The following is a 19,032-nucleotide window of genomic DNA, read 5'->3' on the forward strand; positions in this document are numbered from 1 at the left end:
GCGAAGAGCGAGGAAGAAGAGCCAGGAAACCCTTCAGATGAAAGCCGTCGAAGAAGATCGACGAAGAAAATCCACGACTTTCAAATTGCCAGCATTAACGGACTTTCGGAATGCCGCTGACATCCCGCATCATGCCGGTCGCCGGTGGCGGCTTCGAACAGGCCTACAACGCCCAGGCGGCGGCCGATGCGGCAACGATGCTGATCGTCGCCACCGGGGTCACGCAGGCTCCCAACGATAAAGAGCAGGTCGAGCCAATGCTGGCCACCCTCAAGGCCCAGGCCGAGGTGCTCGGCGCCGTGGGATGTCTGATCGCCGACAGCGGTTACTGCAGCGAGAAGAACATCAAGGCGTGTGAGGCGGCCGGTATCGAGCCCCTGATCGCCGTCGGACGCGACGAGCATCATCCGGATTGGCGGGAGCGCCACAGCGAGCCGGCCCCCTTGCCCGACAATGCCACGCCAGTACAGGCGATGTCCCATCGGCTGAAGACCAAGGATGGACGAGCGCGCTACGCCTTACGCAAGCAGACGATCGAGCCGGTCTTCGGGATCATCAAATCGGTGATGGGCTTTCGCCGCTTCTCCCTGCGCGGCTTGAAGAAGGTCACCGGCGAGTGGACGCTGGTTTGCCTCGCCTGGAATTTGAAGCGCTTGGCCGTATTGCGCCCACAGTAGGGAAAATGAGGGGAAATCCCTCGGAAACACCCGAAAACCAGGGAAATCCGGCTTTTTTTTTCACATGGTGAAACGCGCCGGCTTTGCCGACGGTTAGTCCGACAGGCTGCTAGCAGGACGGGCTGGAACTCGGCGCATGCCTTGCGTGAAGAGCATCGGAAAGCGGTGTGCGGGGAAACTGCATGCACGGTCTGATGAGTAGAGGGCAGGCGAAAACCTGCCCTCTACCCTGCCCTCCCCGTTATGGGTAACGCCGCGGCTATGCGGATCGGAGCCCGCTTCAGCCTATGCCCGTCGCCGCCGGCCAGACAAGAGTGCCACCAGCGCCGAACCGGCAAGGAGCAAGCTTCCGGGCTCGGGGACATCCACAGGAGGAGCAATCTCCAGGGTAGTGGTGATGGCGAAATTTGACTCCGTAGTGTGCCGCTCTGCGAAAAATATGTCGAGATCGTAGGACGTAGCGGCGGTCAGCCCCAATGCTTTCAGATCCTCCTCGGTAAAGCTGCCGCTTACCGCACCATGGACGCCGCCAAGATCCATCACGAGTTTGCCATCGACGAAGATCCACAGGTCGTCGTCGCCGGTGAAGGTGAAGCTCTTGTCCGCACCGGCGGTGGGATCGCTGAAAGACAGCAGTCCCTCCAAGTGCATGGTGAAGTGGTAATTGTGTGAGCGGCCCTGGTTGCCGTACAGCAAGCCGTCAATGGGAAAGAAAGCGCTGCTGCTGTAACTGAAAGTTCCCGCGGGACCCTCGGTCAAGGAGAGCGAAGTGGGGGTCGAGAGATTGAAGCCGGGGGAGTCGACATACCATTTTGCAAAGTTCGCCACCGTCGATCCACCGGTTACGATAGCCCCACCCGCTGTCGGCAGCCCGCCCGTCAGGGTTGAGGCCACCATTCCCGTTGTCAAACCCGGTATGGCACCTTCGAAGTCTGACAGCCATGTACAGGTACTGCCGATACTCGGCGCGCAAAAGTCCCGAATCGTCCCGGTCAAGGTCACGCCCATGGCTCCCGTACTCCAACCCAAGCTCACCAGAGCCAGCGCCGCCAGCGCCCGATTTCCACTACGGCAGTTCTTGATATTCATTACTCATTCTCCAAGAGAAAAATTGCATGGAAGGGTACCGGCGCGAGAACTTTTTGCCGGACCGACGAGAAGGCATCGATCACCTGTTGCGATGTTGGCTGCTTCGTGTCATAGAGCAAATAGCAGGTTTCGTGCCATGGCCCACAGATCACAGACAATACTGTTTTAAATCCTTGTCCTACATGTTGTTCACGAGGTCTTTACAGCCTCAGGACAAGTCTCCCTCCCGTTTGACTGTAAAGTTTGCCGACACGGTCGTCGCTTCCGAGAGCGAGGTCACCCATTTGCCGGCCTCGGCCATGGATCGAGTAGAGCGAGAACAGGATTAGCGGTAGCCGGGCGATGCGCGTAAGCACCCTGCGCAAGGCGAAGCGATCGCCGCCGCCTACGCGTGCGGCGCTACACGCATAGGGACATAGGCGATTGTTTCGGCTTACACTACGCCCTTGTGAGCAAGCTCCCAGCATTGGCAACTCTGGCGCCAAACGGGCAAAAGAGAAGAGCTGACCCCCGGTGATCTGCCGCTTGGCGGTTGTCTGACGTCCGAGGCGCTTCGCCGGGAGTGCTGGCTTGCTCGCACATTCGTCAAGCTGCACGCCATATATCAATCAGGGGATGAACATGTCAGAAAAGAAGTCCGGGATCATTTACACACTCACCGATGAGGCGCCGTTGCTGGCGACCTGCGCATTCCTGCCAATCATCCGAACTTTTGCCGGGCCGGCCGGCGTCGAGGTCGAGACCTGCGACATTTCCGTCGCGACCCGCATCCTCGCCGAATTTCCCGACTACCTGAGCGACAAACAGAAGGTTCCGAACACCCTCGCCGACCTCGGTCGCCGCACCCTGCTGCCGGAAACCAACATCATCAAGCTGCCGAACATCAGTGCCTCCCTGCCGCAATTGATGGCGGCGATCAAGGAACTGCAGGCGCACGGCTTCAATGTGCCCAATTTCCCCGAGAACCCGAAAACCGAAGTGGAAGAGGATATCAGGGCCCGCTATTCCAGGTGCCTGGGCAGCGCGGTCAATCCGGTGCTGCGCGAAGGCAACTCCGACCGCCGCGCACCGCAGGCCGTCAAGGGCTATGTGCGCAAGCACCCGCACTCGATGGCCAAGTGGAGCATGGCTTCGCGCACGCACGTGGCGCACATGACCCATGGCGACTTCTACCATGGCGAAAAGTCGATGACGCTGGACAGGGCGCGCGACGTCAAGATGGAGCTCCTCACCAAGAGCGGCAAGACGATTGTGCTCAAGCCCAAGGTCTCGCTGCTGGACGGCGAGATCATCGACTCGATGTTCATGAGCAAGAAGGCCTTGTGCGAGTTCTATGAAGAGCAGCTCGACGACGCCCGCGAAACCGGTGTCATGTTCTCGCTGCACGTCAAGGCCACGATGATGAAAGTCTCGCACCCGATCGTCTTCGGCCACTGCGTGCGGATTTTCTACAAGGAGGCCTTCGAAAAGCACGCCGAGTTGTTCGCCGAACTGGGGGTCAATGTCAATAACGGCATGTCCAACCTCTACGACAAGATCGCCACCCTGCCCGAGTCCCGCCGCGAGGAAATCCTGCGCGATCTGCACGCCTGCCATGAGCACCGTCCCGAGCTGGCGATGGTCGACTCGGCCAAAGGCATCACCAACTTCCACTCGCCCAGCGATGTCATCGTCGATGCCTCGATGCCGGCCATGATCCGCATCGGCGGCAAGATGTGGGGCGCCGATGGCCGCCCCAAGGACACCAAGGCGGTGATGCCGGAATCGACCTTTGCCCGCATCTATCAGGAGATGATCAACTTCTGCAAGACCAACGGCAGCTTCGATCCGGTGACCATGGGTACGGTGCCCAACGTCGGCCTGATGGCTCAACAGGCCGAGGAATACGGCTCGCACGACAAGACTTTCGAGATCCCGGAAGCGGGCGTGGCCAACGTCACCGATCTGGCGACCGGCGAAGTGCTGCTGACGCAGAACGTCGAGGAAGGCGACATCTGGCGCATGTGCCAGGTCAAGGATGCGCCGATCCGCGATTGGGTCAAGCTGGCGGTCACCCGGGCACGCAACTCCGGCATGCCGGCAATTTTCTGGCTCGACCCCTATCGTCCGCATGAAGCCGAGCTGATCAAGAAGGTCGAGACCTACCTCAAGGATCACGACACCAGCGGTCTCGACATCCAGCACATGTCCCAGGTGCGCGCCATGCGCTACTCGCTGGAGCGGATCATTCGCGGCCTCGACACCATTTCGGTGACCGGCAACATCCTGCGTGACTACCTGACCGACCTCTTCCCGATCATGGAACTGGGCACCAGCGCCAAGATGCTCTCCATCGTTCCCTTGATGGCCGGTGGCGGCATGTACGAGACCGGCGCCGGCGGTTCGGCGCCCAAGCACGTCAAGCAGCTGGTCGAGGAAAACCATCTGCGCTGGGATTCGCTCGGCGAGTTCCTGGCGCTGGCCGTCTCGCTCGAAGACCTGGGCATGAAGACCAACAACGCCAAGGCCACGCTTCTTGCCAAGACGCTCGATGAAGCGACCGGCAAGCTGCTCGACAACAACAAGTCGCCGTCGCCACGTACCGGCGAGCTAGACAACCGGGGCAGCCAGTTCTATCTCGCGATGTACTGGGCACAGGCACTGGCCGCACAGAGCGAAGACCAGGAACTGGCGGCGCACTTCACCCCACTGGCCAAAACGCTGACCGAGAACGAGGCAAAGATTGTCGAAGAGTTCCGGGCAGTCCAGGGCCAGCCGGTCGATATCGGTGGCTACTACGCCGCCGATTCGGAGAAGTGCAAGGCTGTGCTGCGCCCCAGCGCCACCTTCAACCAGGCATTGGCCGCAGCACGCCTCTGACCTGCGACACGGCCTTCGGGCCGTGACGTTGGCAACTCCGGGGTCCCCACGGCCCCGGAGCCAGCTCCTGTCAGCTCCTTTCAGCTCCCTCCCGGATCCGGCTCACCCGCCGCCAGCGAGCCCGGCGCAACTTCTCTCCTTCTCGCTCATGCATCGCTACGTCTATGTCCTGCTGGCAGCACTCAGCGCCGCCTGGATCAGCAGCCAACCGCTGACCGCCCTGCTCACTCCTGCCGCCGAGCGTCCGTGGGAGTTCTATGTGGCCCTGCTCCACGGCAGCGGCTATTTGTCGGCGACCTTGATGTCGGTAGCCATGCTCCTGGCGCTGCGCGGGCCGCGCCTGGAAGCGCTCGTCGGCGGACTGGACCAGTTGTATCGCGTTCACCGGCAAGTCGCCTTGCTCGCCATCGGCCTGGGCGCTACCCACTACGCGCTCAAGCTCGCCAGCAAGGCCCTGCGCCGCAGCGGCCTCCTCGCCAAGCCGGAAGATGCCAAGAGCCTGGCGCTGCAGATCTTTGAGTCCTGGCGCCCGATCGCCAAGGACTTTGCCGAATGGGGCCTCTATGTGGCCCTCGCTCTGGTCGCCGTAGCGCTGCTGCGACGCATTCCTTACCGCTACTTTGCCCGCCTGCACCGATTGATGCCAATCCTCTTCCTGCTCTTCGTCGTGCACTCGGTGGTGTTCATGCCGTCGCCGTTCTGGACCGCAATCGCCGGCCCACTGGCGGCGCTGTTAATGCTCGGTGGCACGGTCGCCGCCATCCTCTCACTCAGCGGATGGATAGGCGCCCGTCGCCGTACGCTCGGCGAGGTCAGCGAAGTCCACCCGATCGGCCTGGGCGTGCTCGAAGTACATGCCCGGCTGCATGGCTGGAAGGGTCACCAGAGCGGCCAGTTTGCCCTGGTCACTTTCGACCCACGCGAGGGCGCGCACCCTTTCACGATTGCCTCGGCCTGGCAGGGTGACGGGCAGGTACGATTTGGCATCAAGAGTCTCGGCGACTATACGCGCACGCTGCCCAGTCGGCTGCGGGCCGGCGACCCGATCATCGTCGAGGGACCCTACGGCCGCTTCGATTTTGTCGCCGAGCAGGCGCGCCAGATCTGGATCGCCGGCGGCATCGGCCTGACCCCCTTTGTCGCCCGTCTCGAAGCACTCGCCGTCGCCGGCGGCAAGCACCCTCCGGTGGATCTCTTCTACTGCACGCGCCAGGTCGACGCCGACATCGTGGCTCGCTTGACCGCCGGCGCCGCGGCTGCCGGCGTCTGCCTGCACGTGATCGACAGCAGCCGCGGCGATAGCCTGAGCGTAGAGCGGCTGCTCGCCGAAGTGCCAGCCTGGGCCGAAGCCAGTATCTGGTTCTGTGGTCCGACTGCTTTCGGCCTCGCCATACGCGCAGGACTGACCGCCCGCGGACTCGCCCCTGGCGCCTTCCACCAGGAGGCCTTCGAGTTTCGCTGAAACTTGCGCCAGTCTGCCCCTGCTCAGTCAGGTCCAAGGCCGGCCCGTGCTAAAGTCGAAGCCGGCATGAAAACCAGACGAATCCATACCCTGCACCGACCAGCCGTCGGCCCGACGCGTTCGCCGCGGCTCCTTTTTGTCCATGGCGGCTACGCCACGGCGGGCTGCTGGGACGCCTACTTCCTACCTTACTTCAGCCGTCTCGGTTTCGATTGCCGGGCGCTTGATCTCGCCGGCCACGGCACCAGCGACGGCCGCGAGCGGCTCGACTCCTTCGGGCTCGACGACTATGTCGAAGACGTCACGCAGGTCGCGCAAGGGATCGCGGAGCCGCTGATCCTGATCGGACACTCGATGGGCTGCGTCGTCGTCGAGCGCGTCCTTGAACAGCAGCCGGCGCAAGCCGCGATCCTGATGGCGCCGGTACCGCCCGGCGGCATTCTTGGTGCGACGATGAACATCGCCTGCAGCCAACCGTCGTTCTTCGGCGAGCAGGCGCGCGCCACGCAGAGCGAGTACAGCGAGAAAACATTGCGCACGATACGCGACGTGTACTACTCACGCGACACGAAAACCGAGGATCTGCTCCGCTTCGGAAAGCTGTTCCAGTCCGAATCCCGGCGCGCCCTCCTCGATCTGACGCTACTGGCGATGCGCATCGGCGGACGCCGGCCGAAGCTGCCGGTTCTGGTTGTTGGCGGCGAGGCCGACGCAGTTTTCCAGGCGAGCCTGCTACGCTTCACCAGCAGCCGCTGGCAGGCGCAGGAGGCCGTCATTCCGGCCGCCGGCCATACCCTGATGCTCGACGCCCATTGGCAGGCTGGGGCGGCGACGATCGCCGCCTGGATCGAGCAGCTGCCGTAGCGGCTTGGCAGCAGCTTGAAAAGCGGGCTGCGCCATGCCTGTGCACAGCGCTTTCGCGGTCAGCCGCCAGGCGTCGCCGCTTGGCAGTCCTTGAGCTGCCGACGTTGCTCGGCGTCGAGCCGCCAGACGGTTCGTTTTTCATCGGCAAATACGATCGCCTGCTCGGGGAGGAATGAATCGTCGTGCGCCTGCGCGGTTTTCCCCCACACCCACAAGGAAGCGCCGGTGTAGGCACACAATCGCGCCACGAACTCGCCGGGGAGAAGCAGTACGGCACGCATTTTTGCGGGGTCAAACTGGCCAGCGTCATAGAGCTCCTTGCGCCAGTTGTCGTGTGCCGCAATCGCCGTCACATCCTGCCAGCCGCTGACCACCCAGGGGTCGTTCACCGGCCGCAGATAGAAGGGCAGGTCGTACTCGTATTCGTTGATCATCACAATCTGCTCATCGGGGCTGTACAAGGGCGCCACCTGCTTGCTCAAGCTTCGCGTGGAAGTCGAATCGAAAACCAGCACCAGAGCAATCAAGGAGACGCACAAGCTGCCGGCAAGGAGCAGGCTGCCGCCCAGATAGAGCGAGCGCTCGGCTCGCGACCCCTGCTGCTCCTGCCCCTCCGCTCCATCCGTTGCCGCCTCCCTGCGCTGCTGCAGCCAGCCGAGCAGCGCGTCGGCAATCAGGAAAGCCAGCGGCGGCAGCGCCGGCAGAACGTAGCCAAGGAGCTTCGAATTCGGCAGCGAAAAGAACACGAGAATGCCGAGCATCCACACCAGCATCAGGCTGCGGATCTCGACCCTCTCCGGGTCCACCAGGAACTTCCAGGAGCAGGCGCGAACGATCCACGGCGACCACGGCAAGGCGCCGAGAAGCAGCACCGGGACGTAGAACCAGAAGGGCTGCGCGTTGCTGAAACCGGTCTGCGAGAAGCGCTGGAAATGGTGATAGACGAAAAAGTAGTCCCAGAAACCGCTGTACAAGATCTGCATCCAGACAAACCACGGCGCGGCAACAGCAACGAAAAGGCCGATCATCGGCAACGACAGCAGCGCCGGTATCAAGCGGTAACGTTTGCGCAACAGGAGCCACGCCAGCAGGATCGCGCCGGGAAGGACAAAACCGATCAAGCCCTTGGCAAGAACTCCCAGAGCCGCAAAAACGTAGGCTGCGGCCAGCACAGGGCGATACGACTGGCCGCTATCGAGGCGCAGAATGGCGCTCGCCCCGCAGACGATGGTCGCCGAGATCATGCCGGCGACAAGCATGTCGAGATTGGCATACTGAGCGCCGGCAAAAAACATGGGCTGGGTCACCAGCACCGCCACCGCCAGAGTCGCCAGGCGCTGCTCGGCATAGCGTCTGACAAAGAAGAACAGTCCGCCGACGGCGACCAAGGCACCGAAAACAGACGCCAGGCGCCCCGCCCAGTCGTTGACGCCGAAGAGCTTCAGCGACAGTCCGGTCAGCCAGTAAAAAAGGGGCGGCTTGTGAAAATACGGCAAGCCATCGAGGGTCGGCGTCAGCCAGTCGCCACTGTTGAGCATCGCCCAGGCAACCCCGATATAGCGCCCCTCGTCAGGCAGCATCAGCGACCTTGTGCCGGCCAGCATGGCCAACCACGCGGCACAGAGCAGGAGCACCAGAAACTTGCTCCGCGCTTCGAGGAGGCTCGCCGCCACGGCGGAAAGAAAGTGCTTCATTTCTACTCGACTGGAGATGTTGCCGGGTTCAGGCTGCTGCCACCCGGTGGCGCCGGCACGGGAACAGCCGTCGCAGCGATGGACGCCGATGCCGCCCAGGCAGCGAGGCGATCACGAGGGAAAGTGCAAGGCGAGGCAATGGAAGTCATGGCGGCCACGGGGAACGTTGGAGATGGAGACGTTGGGGGCAAGAAGACAGCGCTCACTTTTGCGGCCGGCGGCTACGCGCCGTCTCGAGATGCTGGCAGAGCAATTCGGCGCCCTCGAGCAGGCGCGGCGTGTGGCGCTGGATCAGGTCGGGGGGGACGAAGAACAGATTATCGCGCGCTACCGCCTTGATCGACGTCCAGCCTTGCCAGTCATCGAGCCACTCGGGGCGCGATTCACTCATGCCACTGGCGACGATCGCTTCCGGATTGGCAGCGATGACCGCTTCGACAGTCACCGTCGGCGCCATCGTCTCGAGGCTGCCGAAAACATTCTCGCCACCGCACAGGCGGATGACGTCGGAGATGATCTGGCGACGGCCGACGGTCATCAGGGGTTGCTTCCAGATCTGATAAAAGGTGGGCACCGGCGGCCGCTGGCCGTAGCGCATCTGCAGCGCGGCCAGACGCTGGCGAAAGCTGGCGGCGACCGCGTCGGCGACCGCCGTACTGCCAGCCAGCACGCCGAGGCGCTCGATCTCGCTGGCCACGTCCTCGATACGATCGGGCTGCGAAACGTAGACCGCGAAACCGAGTGCCCGCAAGCGCGCAAGATGGGCAGCGGCGTTGCCGCTCTGCCAGCCGATGATCAGGTCCGGGCGCAAGGCGATGACGCGTTCGAGGTCGATCTGCGCGTAACTGCCGACGCGTGCAATCGCGGCTGCCGCCGGCGGGTAATTACTGTACTCGACACTGCCGACGACGCGCTCGCCGGCGCCCGCGGCAAACAGCGTTTCGGTCAGGTGCGGTGCCAGACTGATGATGCGCTGCGCAGGCTGCGCGAGGCGCAGCCTGGTCCCGACATCATCGATCACCTCGACCGCCGGCGCCGCCGCGTGCAGCAGACCGACGCTACTCAGCAGGCAAATGGCAAGAGCGAGCCGCAAGCACGAAGCGGGCATATCAGGCAACCCAGGTAGAGAGGGCAGAAGCCAGGCGCTGCCACTCACTTTCGCCACCGGGCAAGCCGCAGCGCAGCAAGCCGTGCGCCGGAAAATGCCGGGTCAGAATGGCCTGCCGCGCCAGGTGTTCGAAGAGCGAAGCCGCGTGCGGCGTGGCCAGGCTGACGAACAAGGCGGTGCCGCTGAGCTCGCCAAAGGGCTGCAGCAGCGCCGTCAGCCGCGCCGCGGCAGCGACCAGTTCCTGGCGCGTCTGTGCCTGCCAGCGGCGATCGGCCAAGGCCTGGCTGGCCACCGCACGCGCCGGACCCGACAAGGGCCAGGGACCGATCGCTTCGCGCAGGAGGGCCAGCCGGTCGGCGGCAGCAAAGACGAAGCCGACGCGCGCACCGGCCAGGCCGAAGAACTTGCCGAGCGAACGCAGGACGATCAGATTGGCGGCCTCGCTACTCCCCGCCAGAGCCGCCAGGCAGTTCTCGGGCTCGGCGTCGCCAAACGCTTCGTCAACCACCAGCCAGCCACCGCGCCGCTGCAACTGCCGAGCCACAGCGAGCAGCTCGGCGGCCGGCAAGCGCCTGCCGGTCGGGTTGTTGGGGTTGCAAAGCACGATCATCGGCGTCGCCACGGCGAGGGCGCGCGGCAGCGAAACGTTCTCCAGGCGGCGCACGCGATGGCCGGCGCGTTGCCAGGCCTGGGGATGTTCTTCGTAGATCGGCGTCATGCAAGCCACTGCCAAGGGCGCGAAAAGCCCCGGCAGGAGCTGGATCGCTGTCTGCGAGCCGGGCAAGGCGAGTAGCCGCTCGCTGCCATAGTACGCGGCAGCAACCGCGTCCAGACCATCGTCGTCCTCCGGCAGGCGTTGCCAGCAACGTGGGTCGATCGCCGGCACCGGATAGGCATGCGGACTGATGCCGGTCGACAGGTCCAGCCAGTCGGCCAGCGTCCAGTCGCCGAAGGCCGCATACTGCTCGGCAGCGGCGCGCAGTCGACCGCCATGTTCAAGCACGCGCCAGGCCCCAGCAGACGAGCAGCGCCAACCACAGCAGCATGCTGCGCCGGACGAGCGTCAAGGCCTGCGCAATGTCCTCCGCAGCGGCCGGCCGGCCTTGGCCGAGTGGCGGTCGTTCCTCAAGATGACCGTGATAGCAAGCCGGCCCGCCCAGGGCGACTCCCAGGCTGCCGGCGCCGGCAGCCATTACCGGGCCGGCGTTGGGGCTCTTCCAGTTCGCGCCCTGCTCGCGCCAGCAGCGCAAAGCGCTGCGCGTGCGACCGCAGAGGGCGTAGGAAAGCGCCGTCAAGCGTGCGGGAATGAAGTTGAGCAGGTCATCCAAACCTGCGGCCGCCCAGCCGAAGTCGGCAAAACGCGGATTGCGGTAACCCCACATGGCGTCGAGCGTATTGGCCAGGCGAAAAAGCAGCGCCCCCGGCCCACCGAGCAGGGCGAACCAGAACAGCACCCCGAAAATGGCGTCGTTGCCATTCTCCAGCGTCGATTCGAGGCAGGCGCTGGCGACCCCGGCAGCATCGAGGTCTTCGGTCTGCCGCGAAACCATCCAGCCGACGTGCTGCCGCGCCTGCAGCAAATCGCCGCTCGCCAGATCATCGGCAACGCGCCGAGCGTGCTCGCCGAGGCTGCGCGCACCGAGGGCCAGGGCAAGCAGCAGCACATGCAGCAGCCAACCCGGCCAGCCCGCCGGAATCAGCCATTCGGCCAGAGCGAACAGCGGCAGGATCAGCAAGGACCAGGCCAGCAGACCATGCAGGCGGCGCCCGCCAGCAAGGTTCAAACGGCGCTCGACCGCGTTGGCCAGGGCGCCAAAGCCGACCAGCGGATGCCAGCGCCGCGGCTCGCCGAACAGTCGATCGAGCCCGACGCCGGCCAGCGCAGCGAGCGGCAGAAAGAGCGCAGCGGGTATCTGAACGGCAAGGAACGCTGAGGAGAACACGGTCGGCATGCGAAAATGGCAGCAACGAAAACCTGGATTCTACGATGAACGAGCGTCCCACCCCCAGCCTGATGGTTCAAGGCTGTACTTCCGACTCCGGCAAAACGACCCTGGTCGCCGCCTTGTGCCGCATCCTGCACCGCCGCGGCGTGCGCGTCGCGCCTTTCAAGCCGCAGAACATGGCTCTCAATTCCGCGGTCACCATCGACGGCGGCGAGATTGGCCGCGCGCAGGCGCTGCAGGCGCTGGCGGCCGGCATCCCGACGCACTCCGACTTCAATCCGGTCCTGCTCAAGCCGGCGACCGACAAGCGGGCGCAGGTGATCATCCACGGCAAGGCCTTGACCGACCTCGACGCGCGCGATTACCACGCCTACAAGCCGCGTGCGATGCAGGCGGTGCTCGAATCGTGGCAGCGCCTGGGTGCACAGTACGAATGCCTGCTCGTCGAAGGCGCCGGCAGCCCGGCGGAGATCAATCTGCGCGACCGCGACATCGCCAACATGGGTTTCGCCGAGGCCGTCGACTGCCCGGTGATCCTGATCGCCGACATCGATCGTGGTGGCGTCTTCGCGCATTTCTGCGGCACCCTCGACCTGCTCTCGGCATCCGAACAGGCACGCGTCAAGGGCTTCGTCATCAACCGCTTTCGCGGCGACATCGGCCTGCTCGAAAGCGGCCTGCGCTGGCTCGAGGAGCGCACTGGCAAGCCTGTGCTCGCCGTCCTGCCCTATCTGCATGGCCTCTACCTCGACGCCGAAGACGCCTTGCCGCGCGAAGCACTGGCCAAGAAGGACACGGCGCTGCGCGTGGTGGCACCGGTGTACCCGCGCATTTCGAACCACAACGACCTCGACCCGCTGCGCTTCCACCCGGAAGTCGATTTTCGTTTCATTGGGCCCAACGAGGCCGCGCCGGCCTGCGACCTGATCGTGCTGCCGGGGTCAAAAGCGGTGCAGGCCGACCTCGCATGGCTGCGCGCGCAAGGCTGGGAGGAAGCGATCCGGCGGCATCTGCGCTACGGCGGCAAGCTGATCGGCATCTGCGGCGGGCTGCAGATGCTCGGCCACCAGTTACACGATCCGCTGGGACTCGAAGGTCCTCCGGGCAGCTCGCCGGGGCTCGGCTGGCTGGACTACGAAACGCGGCTGGCCGTCGAAAAAACCTTGCAGAACGTCAACGGCGAGTTGTTGCTGCCGGGCGCGGCGAGCGTCAGCGGTTACCGCATCCACATGGGCGTCACCGAGGGCGCGGCCCTGGCCACCCCGGCCCTGCGGCTCGCCGGTGAGGCGGACGGCGCGCTGTCTAGCGATGGCCAGATTCTGGCCACCTATTGCCACGGCCTCTTCGACTCGCCAGCCGCGCTGACCGCCTTGCTGACCTGGGCAGGCCACCGGCCAAGGCAGGCATTCGACGCGCAGCAGCGCCGGGAAGCCGACATCGATCGCCTCGCCGACGCCGTCGAAGCGCACCTCGACCTGCGTCAACTAGCGGCCTGGCTACCAGCGCGAGCGCTCCTGCCCGCACCACGCACGGCTCAGCTCGACAGGTCGTAAGCGTTAATCGTCCGGGTCTTCGCCGCGCACCAGCAGCAAGGACCTGCGCCCCTTGCGAACCAGGCGCTCGGCGACGCTGCCGACGAAAAAGCGCTCGACACCGCGACGGCCGTGTGTGCCGACGACCAGCAGGTCAGCCTGCCATTCAGCCGCCGCTTCAATGAGCATGTCAGAGACGTGCTTCTGCTCCGATTCGACGACCTTGATCTCGACCTCGAGTCCGGCTGCGCGCGCGGTCTCGGCAGCCGTGCCGAGAAAAACTTCCGCCCCCATGCGCAGGCGTGCTTCGGTCTTGCCGACACTGTTCGGCAGCATCATCGCCACGTCACGTTGGGCGAACACGGTTTCGTCAATGGCATGGCAGATGGCTACCTGGGCACCGGTGCTCTTGGCCAGTTCGATGGCTGTTTCCAGCACCCTGTTGGTCATGAAACTCTGGTCCAGGGCGACCATGATTCGCTTGTACATTGCTCACTGCTCCTCGCTGGGCAGACAAGTTGTCTGACAACCAGGAGAATAGCACTCATCACGCCTGTCGAAAACAGCCCCGGATCAAGGCCGGATCAACGCAAGATCAGCGCAAGATCAGCGGCAAGCCGGCGACCACCAGCGTCACCCGTTCGCATACCGTCGCCACCCGCTGGTTGAGGCGGCCCTGCTCGTCGGCAAACAGGCGCGACAGCGCCGCCATGGGTACGACGCCCCAGCCCACCTCGTTGCTGACCAGGATGATCTGTCCGGGCAATGCCGGCAAGGTCTCGACCAGGGCGGCGGTGGCGCCAGAAAAAAGCGGGCAGGAAACGCTTTCGCCTGCATCGACCTGGCGCGCGGCGTCGCCGGCAAAGAGCAGGTTCGACAACCACAGGGTCAGACAATCGACCAGCAGGCAGACGCCCGGTGCCGCGTGCCGGCGCAAGGCACCGGCCAGATCGATAGGCTCCTCGATCAGCCCCCAGTCGGCACAGCGCCGTTGCCGATGGTGCGCGATGCGCTGCGACATTTCGCCGTCGAGCGCCTGCGCCGTCGCCAGGTAGAGCACCTGCAGGCCACTCTCGCGGGCCCGGTGCTCGGCCAGGGCGCTTTTGCCCGAACGGGCCCCGCCAATGATCAGTTCTCGCATCCCGCGAAGATTAGCATGCCGGGGGGCGGGTATAATCGAGCCTTTGCCGGGGCTCGCCAGACGATGCAATTCTCCATCCCGCCGACCATTCCGCTTCCCGCGCTGCAGGCGCGCATCGACGGCAAGACCAAACCCCCCGGTTCGCTTGGCCAACTCGAACGCCTGGCACACCAGATCGGCCAGCTGCAGCAATCGCTGACGCCGACCCTCGGCAAGCCGCAGCTGCTGGTCTTCGCCGGCGATCATGGCGCCGCCCGTGCCGGCGTTTCGGCCTACCCGCAGGAAGTGACCTGGCAGATGGTCGAGAACTTCCTCGCCGGCGGCGCAGCGATCAATGTCTTCGCTCGCCACAACGGCTTGCAACTGCAGGTGATCGACGCCGGCGTGGCGCACGACTTCGGCGTCCGCGACGGCCTGGTCGACGCCAAGGTCGCCTTCGGCACGAACAACTTCATCGAGCAGGCGGCAATGAGCGAGGACGACTGCCAGGCGGCCATCGCGCGCGGCGCAGCGATCGCTCGCCAACTCGCCGACGACGGCTGCCAGGTGATCGGTTTCGGCGAAATGGGCATCGGCAACACCGCTGCCGCCGCCCTGCTTACCCATCAGCTCACCGGCACGCCTTTGCCCGACTGCGTTGGCCGCGGCAGCGGCCTCGACGACGCCGGACTGGCACGCAAACAGACACTGCTGGCACGAGCTGCGGCCCGTGCAGCGCTGGCGCCTGATGCGTCAGCGTTGAGCGTGCTCGCCGAGTTCGGCGGTTTCGAAATTGCGATGATGGCTGGCGCCATGCTCGCCGCAGCCGAGCGTGGCATGCTGCTGCTGATCGATGGCTTCATCGTCACCTCGGCACTTCTGGTGGCCGCCGAAATCGCCCCGGCGATTGGCGACTATTGCGTTTTCTGTCACCGTTCTGCCGAACCGGGCCACCAGGCCCAATTGCGCGCCCTGCACGCCGAGCCCTTGCTCGATCTCGGACTGCGCCTTGGCGAAGGAAGCGGCGCAGCGCTGGCCTGGCCACTGGTCCGCAGTGCCGTTGCTTTCCTCAACGAAATGGCCAGCTTCGAGTCCGCCGGAGTCAGCGCGCAGGCCTGACCGGCGCACAGTCGAACCAGGTCGCTGTTGTCGCAACACGGAAGACGCAGCACTAGCGCGCAGCCTGCTTGCCGGCCGCAGGAGGCCCATCGAGCCTCTGCCCCGCCTGTTCGAACTCGGGACGAATCTGACTCGCACCGCGGTAGCGCGGCTGGATGTGCGCTTCCGGCGTCGGCGCCACGTCACGTGGCAGCGGCGAAAACTCGGCGGGTGGCGAATTCGAATTCGGCGCAAAACGCCCGCCGTAGTTGCGCTCGTAGCGATCGAGGAAGCGTCGCAGTTGCCCGTAATTCGCACAGTTCCATGCCGGGCAAGGTGCAAGCGAGTCGTCGGCAAACGACGGCGGAAAAACTGCCCCGTAAGGTGAGTACCAAGGCCTGACGATTACTGCGCCGGAAACGGCGAAGTTTCCTGCAGTGGCGTCGACGAGAGTCGTGGCCAGTACTGCGGCAAGAAGAAGAGTCGGGCGCATGTGGCGCAGTGTAGCACCCCACGACCGCCCACTCTGGCGCCAAGCCGTTGCTCACGCACTGACCACACCCGGGCGCGAAAGCGCCGACGAAAATTTCGACAAGCTACGACGAAAAGTGACAATGCGCACAGACACCTGCCGAGGAATCCCTAGAATCAAGCACATCGCCCTCGCTGATTCTCGACCACTCTCTGATCTCCGTTGCGGGGACTCGAATCAACGACTGGAGGCTTGGCTTAAATCATGAAATGCCCTGACTGTAACTCCGAAGACATCCGCCGTTCAAGGCGACGCGGCCTACGGGAAGGAATGACCCTTCGCCGCAAGAACGAGGCTCCATTTCGTTGCTGCAGCTGCGGCTTGCGCTTCATTGCCAAGAACGAGGCGGACGCTCCCGGCAGCACTGACCACTACGTGCCCTTCGCTGGCTATCTCGGTCTGGCGGGATGGCCAAGGCGGGTCTTTACCGATCAAATGATCCTGGGTAGCCTGCTGGTCGCAACGCTGCTGGTGCTTGCGCTCGCCGTCGTCGCGCTCGCTTTCAGTTGGATTGACCCCGCGCTCCTACACCTGGACTAAGCCACCCCGCCCCCAAACTGCAGACCTCCCGGAATCCCCGGCGAACGTGGTCTAATTTTGGACAGTAGGTCGGCGAAGGCCGTCTCATAGCGGAGACTGGCCGACCTCGATGCGCAGCCATTTTCCGCCGGGGATCCTGGCGCCGAGACCAGTGAGCTTACGGCACAGCTGTTCTTGGGCATAACGGCGTGCGGGTTGCTGTAGCGGCTCCAGGCGAACGACCACCCAGTGTTCGTCACTGCGTACCCAGCCATGGCAGTTGAAAATCGCATAGAGCAGGTCCACCCGATCGCTATCCTTGGCATAGCTGTCGTCAAGCCAATCGAGAAGCTGGCGGCGCACGTTCCATACGGAACTCGTGACGAAGTCGAAGAGATTCTTGCCCTCGTTATCGATGGCGTTGAAGGAGCGGTAATCGGACAGCCCCGTGACATTGACGCGCTCGGGCAAGCGAGCCTTGTCAGCCTGGAGTTGTTTGAGTTGCGTTTCGCTCACGGCGATGGCCGCAGCAAGCCGCCGATGCCGACTGTTGTGGCGCTCACTTCCGTCCCGATTGAAGCTGGGTTGAGTCTTGGCCTGTTGCTTGTAAAGCTTGGCGAGATGGCCCTGGGTGCTCGCAATCTGCTGCGCAAGCCCTTTGATCTGGGGATTGGCGATGTCCTGTTTGTCGCTCTCGGCCAAGCCGAAACCCGGATGGTAATGATAGGGATGACGCCCCTTGAGGTGTTTGAAAGTGTTCTCCGAGGCGCCCCAGCGACTGAGCATCGCGGTCAGCACCTCTTGCGGCGACCACTGAAGGTCAGCGTCCCAGCAGAGCACGCTGATGCGGTGATTGGTACGCAAATTCCACAACACCACCCGACGCAGGTCGAACGTATGCGCCAGCTCGGCCATGCCGGTGTCGGGATCGGGATCGGGATCGGGATCGGGATCGGTTTTAGGTGGGTAGAGGCACGCCTTGGTCTCTTCGAGCAGGCGATAATCCGTGCCGTTCATCGACACGCTGTGCGTGAAGTCTGCGGCCGGCAAGGCCCTGAGCCGCGCAGGATTGGCGTTCTTCTCCCAAGTGATGAAGGGGGTGCGGCGGCGCACGAGTTCGCTGAAAAAGCCCAGCCCATCGCCCTCACGGTCGAAGACCTGTACCGGCGGGGTTCCCAGGGACTGTTGTCGCGCATACTCGCCAAGCTTCAGAATCTGAGCGCGCAGGTCTCCCTTGCCCTCCTGAATGTCGAAATAGACGATGCGCCCCTGTTCGTCACAAGTGACCAGATTGGTCTGTCCGGGCATCGGCATCCGCCGCTGTGTATTCCAGGCCGCATGCACCTTGTCCTGTCCGGTATAAGGCAAGAGATGACCGTCCGTAAACCACAGCCGGGTGGCGACCAGGCCGCAGCGGATCTGATCGGCAAAAAACGCCTTCAACAGCGCCTCGGCCCGCGACTTGCCGGCGACGTCATGGAACCAGGACCACAGCGTGTCGAGAGCGGGTAGCCGCCCCAAGCCCAGGAGCCGTCCCGCCTCCTCGCGCCGCTCATGTTTGAGCTGCTCAATGGAGCGGATGTTACGCACCGCCATCAGCACGAACACCTGGAAGATGCGCCAACCGTTGCCGAACAGCTGGGAGAGTCGTTGCATCCACTGCCCTTGGCTCATCAGGACCAGCAAGACAGGGAAAATGCCGGCATAGCGGCTGGCTTCCCAGTCATGGTGTTCCGCATAGGGAAGCTCGATCACTGCGGCGGGAACCTGTTCCGGTGAGGCCTGCTCCGCGACTGTCTGGCGGCTCGGCTGATCGACACGCACGACCTCTTCGAGGGGCGCTTCCTCCAGCGCACACCGCGCCGCGGCTTCGCCATCCCACGCGAGTTCCTCTTGTGTTACTTCCGCGGTCAGCCTCTTCTCGGCACGCCGCAAAGCTTCGAGTTCGCGGGCCTTGGAGCCGGGGCGGCGTTTGTCAACATGCAGCCGACCTTGCCGTTCTTCGCTCACGCTGTGGCTCGGACTATAGCCATGCAGCAGGCCGGTCACCCCAAAGAGCCGATAGCACTCGCGATAGTTGTGCAGCGTCTGGCGACTGAGATTGAGCACCTCGGCCAAGCGCGTCTGGTTCAGCTTCCTCTGTAATAACTCAACCACCAGGAGGCGCCGCTCGGCCTTGTCGGCAAGATTCACCCGTTTGCTCAGACTGCCATGATGATAAAGGTCACCCTGGCTGCGAGGGCCACGCGGAAGGTGCAGACAATAGCCTCTGCCCAAGTCGAAACGGCCTTCCTGCTTAACCGCTGGTTCCAATAACTCGCTCTGCGTCACCCCTCACCCCCAGGTCCCCGCTGCCTGACGCGATTCTAGCATGAGATTTATGCTTATTGCACTTGTTATTGCGTATTTACAATAGGATATAAGCATCGTTGTCCAATAAACGTTTTCCGTTCCCGGCGTGACGAAGGTCCAAAAAACGACGATAAGGCTTTTGAATCACGCGGTTAGCGGGGCGTCTGAGTCGCAATTCCG

At 63.9% G+C, this 19,032-nt stretch carries 15 protein-coding genes and 1 pseudogene; 7 read left to right on the forward strand and 9 right to left on the reverse strand.

Going from position 1 to position 19,032, the window contains the following annotated elements; translation table 11 throughout:
* Positions 1 to 122: 122 nt before the first annotated feature.
* Positions 123 to 677, forward strand: a pseudogene (locus V5B40_RS22880) (transposase); the annotation flags it as partial.
* A 285-nt stretch (positions 678 to 962) separates the two neighbouring features.
* Here the strand turns inward: V5B40_RS22880 and V5B40_RS22885 are convergent.
* The gene (locus V5B40_RS22885) at positions 963 to 1,766 is read right to left on the reverse strand and encodes a fibro-slime domain-containing protein (protein WP_332356711.1); all 804 of its coding nucleotides are present in this window, start codon (positions 1,764 to 1,766) and stop codon (positions 963 to 965) included.
* A gap of 621 nt (positions 1,767 to 2,387) precedes the next feature.
* Between V5B40_RS22885 and V5B40_RS22890 the strand changes: the two genes are divergently transcribed.
* From V5B40_RS22890 to V5B40_RS22900, 3 genes are all read left to right on the forward strand, one after another.
* On the forward strand, positions 2,388 to 4,625 hold the full coding sequence (locus tag V5B40_RS22890; RefSeq protein ID WP_332356712.1) for an NADP-dependent isocitrate dehydrogenase: 2,238 nt from the start codon (positions 2,388 to 2,390) through the stop codon (positions 4,623 to 4,625).
* A gap of 148 nt (positions 4,626 to 4,773) precedes the next feature.
* On the forward strand, positions 4,774 to 6,087 hold the full coding sequence (locus tag V5B40_RS22895) for a ferredoxin reductase family protein (RefSeq protein ID WP_332356713.1): 1,314 nt from the start codon (positions 4,774 to 4,776) through the stop codon (positions 6,085 to 6,087).
* Positions 6,088 to 6,153: 66 nt separating this feature from the next.
* Positions 6,154 to 6,951: an alpha/beta hydrolase gene (locus V5B40_RS22900; RefSeq protein WP_332356714.1), complete on the forward strand. Its 798-nt coding sequence runs from the start codon at positions 6,154 to 6,156 to the stop codon at positions 6,949 to 6,951.
* Between the two features lie 59 nt (positions 6,952 to 7,010).
* On the opposite strand, the gene V5B40_RS22905 is transcribed toward V5B40_RS22900, so the two are convergent.
* From V5B40_RS22905 to cbiB, 4 genes are all read right to left on the reverse strand, one after another.
* On the reverse strand, positions 7,011 to 8,645 hold the full coding sequence (locus tag V5B40_RS22905) for an ArnT family glycosyltransferase (RefSeq protein ID WP_332356715.1): 1,635 nt from the start codon (positions 8,643 to 8,645) through the stop codon (positions 7,011 to 7,013).
* A 202-nt stretch (positions 8,646 to 8,847) separates the two neighbouring features.
* On the reverse strand, positions 8,848 to 9,753 hold the full coding sequence (locus tag V5B40_RS22910; RefSeq protein ID WP_332356716.1) for a cobalamin-binding protein: 906 nt from the start codon (positions 9,751 to 9,753) through the stop codon (positions 8,848 to 8,850).
* 1 nt (position 9,754) lies between these two features.
* Complete coding sequence (cobD, locus tag V5B40_RS22915; RefSeq protein WP_332356717.1) at positions 9,755 to 10,756, reverse strand: threonine-phosphate decarboxylase CobD; 1,002 nt, start codon at positions 10,754 to 10,756, stop codon at positions 9,755 to 9,757.
* Positions 10,749 to 11,705, reverse strand: a complete 957-nt coding sequence (cbiB, locus tag V5B40_RS22920; protein WP_434735905.1) for an adenosylcobinamide-phosphate synthase CbiB — start codon at positions 11,703 to 11,705, stop codon at positions 10,749 to 10,751. The genes cobD and cbiB overlap by 8 nt, the downstream gene beginning before the upstream one ends.
* 35 nt (positions 11,706 to 11,740) lie before the next feature.
* Between cbiB and V5B40_RS22925 the strand changes: the two genes are divergently transcribed.
* Positions 11,741 to 13,252, forward strand: coding sequence for a cobyric acid synthase (locus tag V5B40_RS22925; protein ID WP_332356718.1), 1,512 nt, complete (start codon positions 11,741 to 11,743; stop codon positions 13,250 to 13,252).
* 3 nt (positions 13,253 to 13,255) lie between these two features.
* Here the strand turns inward: V5B40_RS22925 and V5B40_RS22930 are convergent, their stop codons facing one another.
* Together V5B40_RS22930 and cobU are read right to left on the reverse strand one after the other, a co-directional pair.
* Positions 13,256 to 13,720 carry a universal stress protein gene (locus tag V5B40_RS22930; RefSeq protein WP_332356719.1) on the reverse strand — a complete coding sequence of 155 codons (465 nt, stop codon included), beginning with the start codon at positions 13,718 to 13,720 and terminating at the stop codon, positions 13,256 to 13,258.
* 106 nt (positions 13,721 to 13,826) lie between these two features.
* Positions 13,827 to 14,372: a bifunctional adenosylcobinamide kinase/adenosylcobinamide-phosphate guanylyltransferase gene (gene cobU, locus V5B40_RS22935; RefSeq protein WP_332356720.1), complete on the reverse strand. Its 546-nt coding sequence runs from the start codon at positions 14,370 to 14,372 to the stop codon at positions 13,827 to 13,829.
* Between the two features lie 63 nt (positions 14,373 to 14,435).
* Here cobU and cobT point away from each other — a divergent pair, with 63 nt between their 5' ends.
* Positions 14,436 to 15,470, forward strand: a complete 1,035-nt coding sequence (gene cobT / locus V5B40_RS22940; protein ID WP_332356721.1) for a nicotinate-nucleotide--dimethylbenzimidazole phosphoribosyltransferase — start codon at positions 14,436 to 14,438, stop codon at positions 15,468 to 15,470.
* A gap of 52 nt (positions 15,471 to 15,522) precedes the next feature.
* Here the strand turns inward: cobT and V5B40_RS22945 are convergent, their stop codons facing one another.
* Positions 15,523 to 15,942 carry a hypothetical protein gene (locus tag V5B40_RS22945; RefSeq protein WP_332356722.1) on the reverse strand — a complete coding sequence of 140 codons (420 nt, stop codon included), beginning with the start codon at positions 15,940 to 15,942 and terminating at the stop codon, positions 15,523 to 15,525.
* A 309-nt stretch (positions 15,943 to 16,251) separates the two neighbouring features.
* Between V5B40_RS22945 and V5B40_RS22950 the strand changes: the two genes are divergently transcribed.
* A complete protein-coding gene (locus V5B40_RS22950) occupies positions 16,252 to 16,521 on the forward strand; it encodes a hypothetical protein (RefSeq protein WP_332356723.1) in 270 nt (89 codons plus the stop codon).
* A gap of 84 nt (positions 16,522 to 16,605) precedes the next feature.
* Here V5B40_RS22950 and V5B40_RS22955 read toward each other — a convergent pair whose 3' ends face one another.
* Complete coding sequence (locus V5B40_RS22955) at positions 16,606 to 18,693, reverse strand: helix-turn-helix domain-containing protein (protein ID WP_332353771.1); 2,088 nt, start codon at positions 18,691 to 18,693, stop codon at positions 16,606 to 16,608.
* Between the last annotated feature and the right edge of the window lie 339 nt (positions 18,694 to 19,032).

Origin of the sequence: Candidatus Accumulibacter meliphilus, from assembly GCF_036625345.1 — a bacterium.
Lineage (GTDB): Bacteria > Pseudomonadota > Gammaproteobacteria > Burkholderiales > Rhodocyclaceae > Accumulibacter > Accumulibacter meliphilus.